Raw genomic sequence first — 6,078 nt, forward strand, 5'->3', positions numbered from 1 at the left:
CTAAATTTTTCTCACTATCTTTATATACTCGTTAAAACATCACTATTTCAGGTGATTTAAAAAATGGATTTATTATCTGCTGGGATAGGAGCTTTTGTAGGAATAATGGCGACACTGCTTATGGTGGAAATAGGATTGAAGAAAATACTGCCTTGGGGTGAGACCTCAAGACTGACCTCGATATGGAGCTTAGAAGATATTAAAGGGACAAAGCCTCTAGCGTTCGTTGCTGAAGATATTGAAGGAGTGGAAATACCAAAAGGAAGCCTTGTAGTTGTTAAAGGCGACAAAATACCTTATTCTAAAGATTTAAGGATAGCTAAAAACCCGGCAGTCAATACTAACTTTGCAGTTAGTGAGGATAGAGCGCTAATATTTTCAGGCGCACCAAGATATGGCACGCTTGCAGTATGGACTACAAACCCCAAAATTATTGCAAGGCTAGGAAGCGAGTTCAATAGATTGTGGAGCGAAAGTAGAAGTTCTTAAAATTGAAAGTCCTCCTTTGTCTCAAACAATAATCTTTAATCTCCGTCAAGCTATTACAATTTTTGACCGAAATGTACGAAGTTAGATTCCACGGCAGAGGAGGTCAAGGTGCTGTTACAGCTGCTAATATTCTAGCGCTTGCAGCCTCTAAACAAAATTATTATGTTCAAGCTTTTCCTATGTTTGGGGTTGAGCGCAGAGGAGCGCCTGTAACGGCTTTTTTGAGATTTGATACTGAGCCAATTGAGCTAAGAAGTCAAATTTACGAGCCTGATGCTGTCGTCGTTCTAGATCCTACTTTGATAAGTGTTGTTGACGTTGCCAAAGGTCTCAGAGAAAATGGAAATGCTGTGATTAATACCGCTAGAAATCCTGAGAATTTCCATCTACATGCAACTGTTTATGTTGTAGATGCTACTGCAATAGCATTAAACAGCAAATTAGGTACAAGAACTAATCCTATAGTGAATACTGCAATGCTAGGAGCTTATGCAAAAGCGATAGGTAATATAAAATTAGAATCTATAATCGAAGCAATTGGCGAGAGTATAAGCGCAAGAAAATCTGAAAACATAGAAGCTGCAAAAAAAGCTTTTAGGAGCGTTAAAAAATGAAATTGGGGTTTGGAGCCACTATCACAAATGCTGGTAGTTCGAAAGAATACAAAACAGGTGAATGGCGTGTAATGAAGCCAATCTGGCAAAGAGAGAAATGTACTAAATGCTATCTTTGCTATGAATATTGTCCTGACTCTTGTATCTCCAAAACAGAGGATGGCATAATCATAGATTACGAGCATTGCAAGGGTTGCGGTATTTGCGCCTACGAATGCCCTAAGGATGCGATAGCTCTAGTTCCTGAGGAGCGCTGATAAAAAAATGAAAGTTGTAGTTGAGGGTAATCATGCAGCTGCACTTGCAGCTAAACTTTGTAAAGTTCAAGTTGTGCCAGCATACCCTATTACGCCATCAACACACTTTCCAGAAAAAATATCAGAATACGTAGCTAACGGCGAGCTAAAAGCGGAGTTCATTCTTGCAGAAAGCGAGCATTCCGCACTTAGCGCATGTATTGGTGCAAGCGCTGCCGGCGCTAGAACTTGTACATGCACATCTTCTCAAGGTCTTGCTCTGATGCATGAATTGCTATTTATAGCATCTGGTATGCGGTTACCTATAATTATGCCTGTAGGTAATAGAGCGTTGTCATCTCCTATCAATATTTGGTGCGACCATCAAGACAGCATCTCTGAGCGCGATAGTGGCTGGCTACAATTCTACTGCGAAAGCAACCAAGAAGTTCTAGATTTTACAATTATGGCGTTTAAAATTGCTGAGGACGCTAATGTACTACTGCCTGCAATGCTTGGGTTAGATGCTTTTGTGCTAACTCATACGAGCGAAGTTGTAGAAGCACCTGAGCAGAGCGAAGTTGATAAATTCTTGCCGCCGTATAAGCCACTCTTTACTTTAGACCCTAAAAGCCCTAAAACGTTCGGCTCTTTTTGTACGCCCGAGTACTATATGGAATTCAAGAAAAAAACAGATGAGGCAATGCATAGAACTTCTGAAGTTATTGATAAAGTATTTGCAGAGTTCAAAGCCATGTTTGGACGTGAGTATAAAAAAGTAAAATCTTACTGTTGCGAAGATGCAGAAATAATCATACTCACTTTAGGCACTATGAGTGGAACTGCTAGAATGGCAGTTAGTAAATTAAGAGCGAAGGGCGAGAAAGTAGGCTGCGCTTCTTTAACTGTTTACAGACCTTTTCCAAGCAAGGAATTAATAGAAGTTGCAAGAACCGCAAAAGTTTTGGCAGTAGTTGATAGAAATATTTCACTTGGCTTTGCTGGAGCAGTTTTTGAAGATGTGTGTAGTTGCTTTGTAAATCATTCTAAAAAGCCGTTGGTTCTAAACTATATTTTAGGTCTTGGTGGAAGAGATGTGCTAATCAAAGATTTTGAGCTTATAGTTGAAAGCGCTAAAAAAGCGCTAGAAACCAACAAATTTAAAATACCTGAGTGGATTGGACTGAGAGAGGAGCTTATATGAATGAAGAACTTTTTTTACCAGGTCATAGAGCATGTGCGGGTTGCGGAGAAACTATTGCGGTAAGGCAGATTCTAAGTGTAGCAGGTGAGAATACAATTGCTGTAGTGCCTACAGGCTGTCTTGAAGTGGTCTCTACTTCCTACCCTGAGACCGCTTGGAAAATACCTTTAATCCATGTGGCTTTTGAAAATGCAGCTGCAGTAGCTTCAGGCATAGATTGCGCTTTGAAAGCTTTGGGTAAAAGAAAAGGTATTAACGTGCTGGCATTTGCCGGCGACGGAGGTACTTTCGATATAGGCTTGCAAGCACTTTCCGGAATGTTAGAAAGAGGTCATAATGTAAAATATATATGTTTGGATAACGAAGCTTATATGAATACAGGTATTCAGCGCTCTTCTGCAACGCCTTATGCAGCTTCTACTACTACTTCCCCGCTAGGAAAATATTCTATTGGCGAAAGTAGAAAAAAGAAGCCAATAGGGGCTATTTGCATAGCGCATGATATACCTTACGTAGCAACTGCAACTATAGCTTATCATTTAGATTTGAAGAAGAAGATAAAAAAAGCTTTAGAAATTGATGGGCCTTGCTTCATGCACATTCTTGTTCCTTGCCCTACCGGCTGGCGCTTCCCAAGCGAACTCACTATAGAGCTTTCAAGACTTGCTGTAGAAACAGGCGTTTTTCCTCTTTGGGAATGCGAAGGAAGTGATATGAGTAACTTAAAAATTACTAAGAAAGTAGCACATAGAAAGCCTGTAAAAGAGTATTTGCAGTTACAAGGGCGCTTTGCACATGTCATGAGAAACGAAAAACTACTGGCTGAAATTCAAAAAGAAGTAGACGAGAAGTGCGCTAAATATGGTCTATAAATTAGAAATTGATGGCTGGCGTAGCGGAATAACTTTTTCTGCCTGTCATATGATGCCAGAGCTTGATAAATGCTCTAGATTACATGGTCATACTTATGCGGTGCATGCAAGGATTTACAGTGAGACTATTCGAAAGGGTATGGTGATAGACTTTACAGTTATAAAAAAAATTCTTAGAAAAATTATTGATAAATTAGATCACAAAGTACTGCTTCCTAAAGCAAGGGTTAAAATAGAAAATAAAAAAGTAAAGATAACAGAAGATAAGAAAGAGTATAGCTTTCCAATAGAGGATGTAATATTGCTTGATCTGGAGCCTGTTAGTGCAGAAAATTTAGCAAATTATTTACTAGAGAGATTAATTGACGAGCTGGATTTAAAAGATAGAAAATTTTGCAAACTCGAACTCGGCTTGGACGAAGGCTGGGGACAGGGGGTATGGCTAATAAAAAAGCTGTAGTTTTGCTTAGCGGCGGTATAGATTCTGCAACTACACTTGCAATTGCTAAATCAGAAAATTATGATACTCATGCAATTTCCTTTGATTACGGACAAAGACACAAAAAAGAGCTTGAAAGCGCTAAAAAAATAGCCCGCCACTATAGAGCAAAACATAAAATTTTGAAATTAGATTTGAATTTTGTAAGCTCTTCATTACTACAGAAAAAACAGAAAATTCCGGAAAGGAATATTAAGGATCTAGGAAGAGATATACCTTCAACTTACGTGCCTGCAAGAAATCTAATTTTTTTGGCTTACGCCTCAGCTTACGCAGAAAGTATCGGAGCCAGCAAAATTTTCATAGGCGCGAATGCAATTGACTATAGTGGCTACCCTGACTGCAGACCTGATTTCTATAAAGCTTTACAAGAAGTTATAAAAGTAGGTACTAAAGCTGGAGTTGAAGGAAAAGCTATCGATATAAAATATCCGCTAATCAATCTCACTAAGGCTGAAATAATCAAGAAGGGTTTGTCGTTAAAAGTTCCTTATCATTTAACATGGTCCTGCTATAGAGGTAAAAGGAAAGCGTGCGGTAAATGCGATTCCTGCTTGATTAGATTGAAAGGGTTTAGAGAGGCAGGAATTAAAGATACTATTGAATATGAAAAAATTTGATTTGAAATTAGCAGGTTATTGTGGAATATTAGCTCCTATAGCAATGCTTTTACTGATTTTAATTGCTATCTCTTACTCGCCTTTCTCTTGGACTGCGAATGCACTTAGCGATTTGGGAGTTAACGGCATTACAGCTATTCTATTCAATTCAAGTTTAGTTGTGTGCGGAGCGCTTATTTTTATATTTGCACTCGGGCTGAGAAAAATTTTAGCTAATTGGTTAGGTAATATTGCAATAATAGCATTTATTTCAACTGCTATCGCTTTGTGCGGTATAGGACTATTTCCGGAAAATATGGGAATTATTCATTTCTATTTTTCTGTAGCTTTCTTTGTACTACTACCGATATCGCTGTTCTTTATTGGTTTATCTATAAGCGCTAAAGATAGAAAACTAGGATTTGTAATTTTAATATTAAGTATGTGCAGTGCGCTAATCTGGCTACTACCTAAAAACGGCGTTGCTGTTCATGAATTTGTAGCTTCAAGTGCTGGCAGCGCTTCATGCATACTGCTGGGTATTAAACTAACTAGGAGTTGAAAATGCCTTATAAGTTAGGTTGGTTCTCTACAGGAAGGGATAAAGCAGCTAGAGATTTACTTACAGTAATCAAAAAAGGTGTTGATAGCAAAGAGCTAAATGTAGAGTTGGTGTTTGTGTTTAGTAATAGAGCGCAAGGCGAAGCAAAAGAAAGCGATTTGTTTTTCAAGCTGGTAAAAAGTTACAATCTTGAGTTGGTGCAGTTTTCATCAAAGCAATTCAAACCTGAGTTATGGAGCGCAAACAGGCCTAGATGGAGGATAGAATATGATAGAGAAGTTATGAGACTTTTAGCTAAATATGAAGTGGATCTGATACTACTTGCTGGGTATATGCTAATAGTTGGACCTGAGCTGTGTAGAAAATATAAGCTTATAAATTTGCATCCAGCAGCACCTTTAGGGCCTACGGGCACTTGGCAGGAAGTTATCTGGGAGTTAATTCGGACCAAAGCGCAAGAAACAGGTATTATTATTCATCTTGTAACCGAGATTCTGGATAGAGGTCCTGTAGTTACATACTGCACATTTCCAATAAAGGGTAAAGGGTTTAATAAGCTCTGGGGAGAAAAGGATAAAACCAAACTTTTTAAAAAGATAAGGGAAGAGGGTGTGAAAAGAGAGCTTCCGTTATTATTTCATACAATCAAAGAGCTTGCAAGCCGGAAAATTGAGCTACGAGCTGGCGGAGTTTATGCAAAAGGCAAGCTTTATGCGCAGGGCTATTGCATGAACGAGCTCATAGAGAGAACTATTTGTAGTTGAATATTTCTCTCTATGCTGGGTATTTTTCTCTTAGGTATGGAAAAATAGACTAAAACAAGTGCTGTAGAAACAGTCATAGAATTTATAGAGAAGATAAAGAACAGTGCTCCTAGAGCAATCACAGGAAGCCACATTAACGATTGTAGTAGAGATTTCTTGCACATTTCTTTAGCATTTCTTCGGAGAGCGCAGCGTAGTTATTTGCCATTTGTCAATTTGATGTCGCAAAATCCAGATGC

9 protein-coding genes are annotated in these 6,078 nt (G+C 38.6%); all 9 read left to right on the plus strand.

Annotated elements, in window-relative coordinates; translation table 11 throughout:
- Positions 1-63: 63 nt before the first annotated feature.
- The gene (locus tag QMD21_01640) at positions 64-489 is read left to right on the plus strand and encodes a hypothetical protein (GenBank protein ID MDI6855473.1); all 426 of its coding nucleotides are present in this window, start codon (positions 64-66) and stop codon (positions 487-489) included.
- A gap of 71 nt (positions 490-560) precedes the next feature.
- Positions 561-1,103 (plus strand): 2-oxoacid:acceptor oxidoreductase family protein, encoded by a 543-nt coding sequence (locus tag QMD21_01645; GenBank protein MDI6855474.1) that lies wholly within the window; start codon positions 561-563, stop codon positions 1,101-1,103.
- Entirely contained in the window at positions 1,100-1,360 is a 261-nt protein-coding gene (locus tag QMD21_01650; GenBank protein ID MDI6855475.1) for a 4Fe-4S binding protein, read from the plus strand. Before QMD21_01645 ends, QMD21_01650 begins: the two co-directional genes overlap by 4 nt.
- Positions 1,361-1,367: 7 nt before the next feature.
- Positions 1,368-2,543 carry a pyruvate synthase subunit PorA gene (gene porA / locus QMD21_01655; GenBank protein ID MDI6855476.1) on the plus strand — a complete coding sequence of 392 codons (1,176 nt, stop codon included), beginning with the start codon at positions 1,368-1,370 and terminating at the stop codon, positions 2,541-2,543.
- Positions 2,540-3,415, plus strand: coding sequence for a pyruvate synthase subunit PorB (porB, locus tag QMD21_01660; GenBank protein MDI6855477.1), 876 nt, complete (start codon positions 2,540-2,542; stop codon positions 3,413-3,415). The genes porA and porB overlap by 4 nt, the downstream gene beginning before the upstream one ends.
- Positions 3,405-3,875 (plus strand): 6-carboxytetrahydropterin synthase, encoded by a 471-nt coding sequence (locus QMD21_01665; GenBank protein ID MDI6855478.1) that lies wholly within the window; start codon positions 3,405-3,407, stop codon positions 3,873-3,875. Before porB ends, QMD21_01665 begins: the two co-directional genes overlap by 11 nt.
- The gene (gene queC, locus QMD21_01670; protein ID MDI6855479.1) at positions 3,854-4,534 is read left to right on the plus strand and encodes a 7-cyano-7-deazaguanine synthase QueC; all 681 of its coding nucleotides are present in this window, start codon (positions 3,854-3,856) and stop codon (positions 4,532-4,534) included. The genes QMD21_01665 and queC overlap by 22 nt, the downstream gene beginning before the upstream one ends.
- Positions 4,521-5,075, plus strand: coding sequence for a DUF998 domain-containing protein (locus tag QMD21_01675; protein ID MDI6855480.1), 555 nt, complete (start codon positions 4,521-4,523; stop codon positions 5,073-5,075). Before queC ends, QMD21_01675 begins: the two co-directional genes overlap by 14 nt.
- A 2-nt stretch (positions 5,076-5,077) precedes the next feature.
- Positions 5,078-5,839 carry a formyltransferase family protein gene (locus tag QMD21_01680; protein ID MDI6855481.1) on the plus strand — a complete coding sequence of 254 codons (762 nt, stop codon included), beginning with the start codon at positions 5,078-5,080 and terminating at the stop codon, positions 5,837-5,839.
- Positions 5,840-6,078: the final 239 nt, after the last annotated feature.

It is taken from the genome of Candidatus Thermoplasmatota archaeon, assembly GCA_030018475.1.
Lineage (GTDB): Archaea > Thermoplasmatota > JASEFT01 > JASEFT01 > JASEFT01 > JASEFT01.

What these genes read in the sequence shown, in the direction of transcription:
- QMD21_01640 (MDI6855473.1), top strand. Translation starts at nt 64, where the DNA reads ATGGATTTATTATCTGCTGGGATAGGAGCTTTTGTAGGAATAATGGCG.
- QMD21_01645 (MDI6855474.1), top strand. Translation starts at nt 561, where the DNA reads ATGTACGAAGTTAGATTCCACGGCAGAGGAGGTCAAGGTGCTGTTACA.
- QMD21_01650 (MDI6855475.1), top strand. Translation starts at nt 1,100, where the DNA reads ATGAAATTGGGGTTTGGAGCCACTATCACAAATGCTGGTAGTTCGAAA.
- porA (MDI6855476.1), top strand. Translation starts at nt 1,368, where the DNA reads ATGAAAGTTGTAGTTGAGGGTAATCATGCAGCTGCACTTGCAGCTAAA.
- porB (MDI6855477.1), top strand. Translation starts at nt 2,540, where the DNA reads ATGAATGAAGAACTTTTTTTACCAGGTCATAGAGCATGTGCGGGTTGC.
- QMD21_01665 (MDI6855478.1), top strand. Translation starts at nt 3,405, where the DNA reads ATGGTCTATAAATTAGAAATTGATGGCTGGCGTAGCGGAATAACTTTT.
- queC (MDI6855479.1), top strand. Translation starts at nt 3,854, where the DNA reads ATGGCTAATAAAAAAGCTGTAGTTTTGCTTAGCGGCGGTATAGATTCT.
- QMD21_01675 (MDI6855480.1), top strand. Translation starts at nt 4,521, where the DNA reads ATGAAAAAATTTGATTTGAAATTAGCAGGTTATTGTGGAATATTAGCT.
- QMD21_01680 (MDI6855481.1), top strand. Translation starts at nt 5,078, where the DNA reads ATGCCTTATAAGTTAGGTTGGTTCTCTACAGGAAGGGATAAAGCAGCT.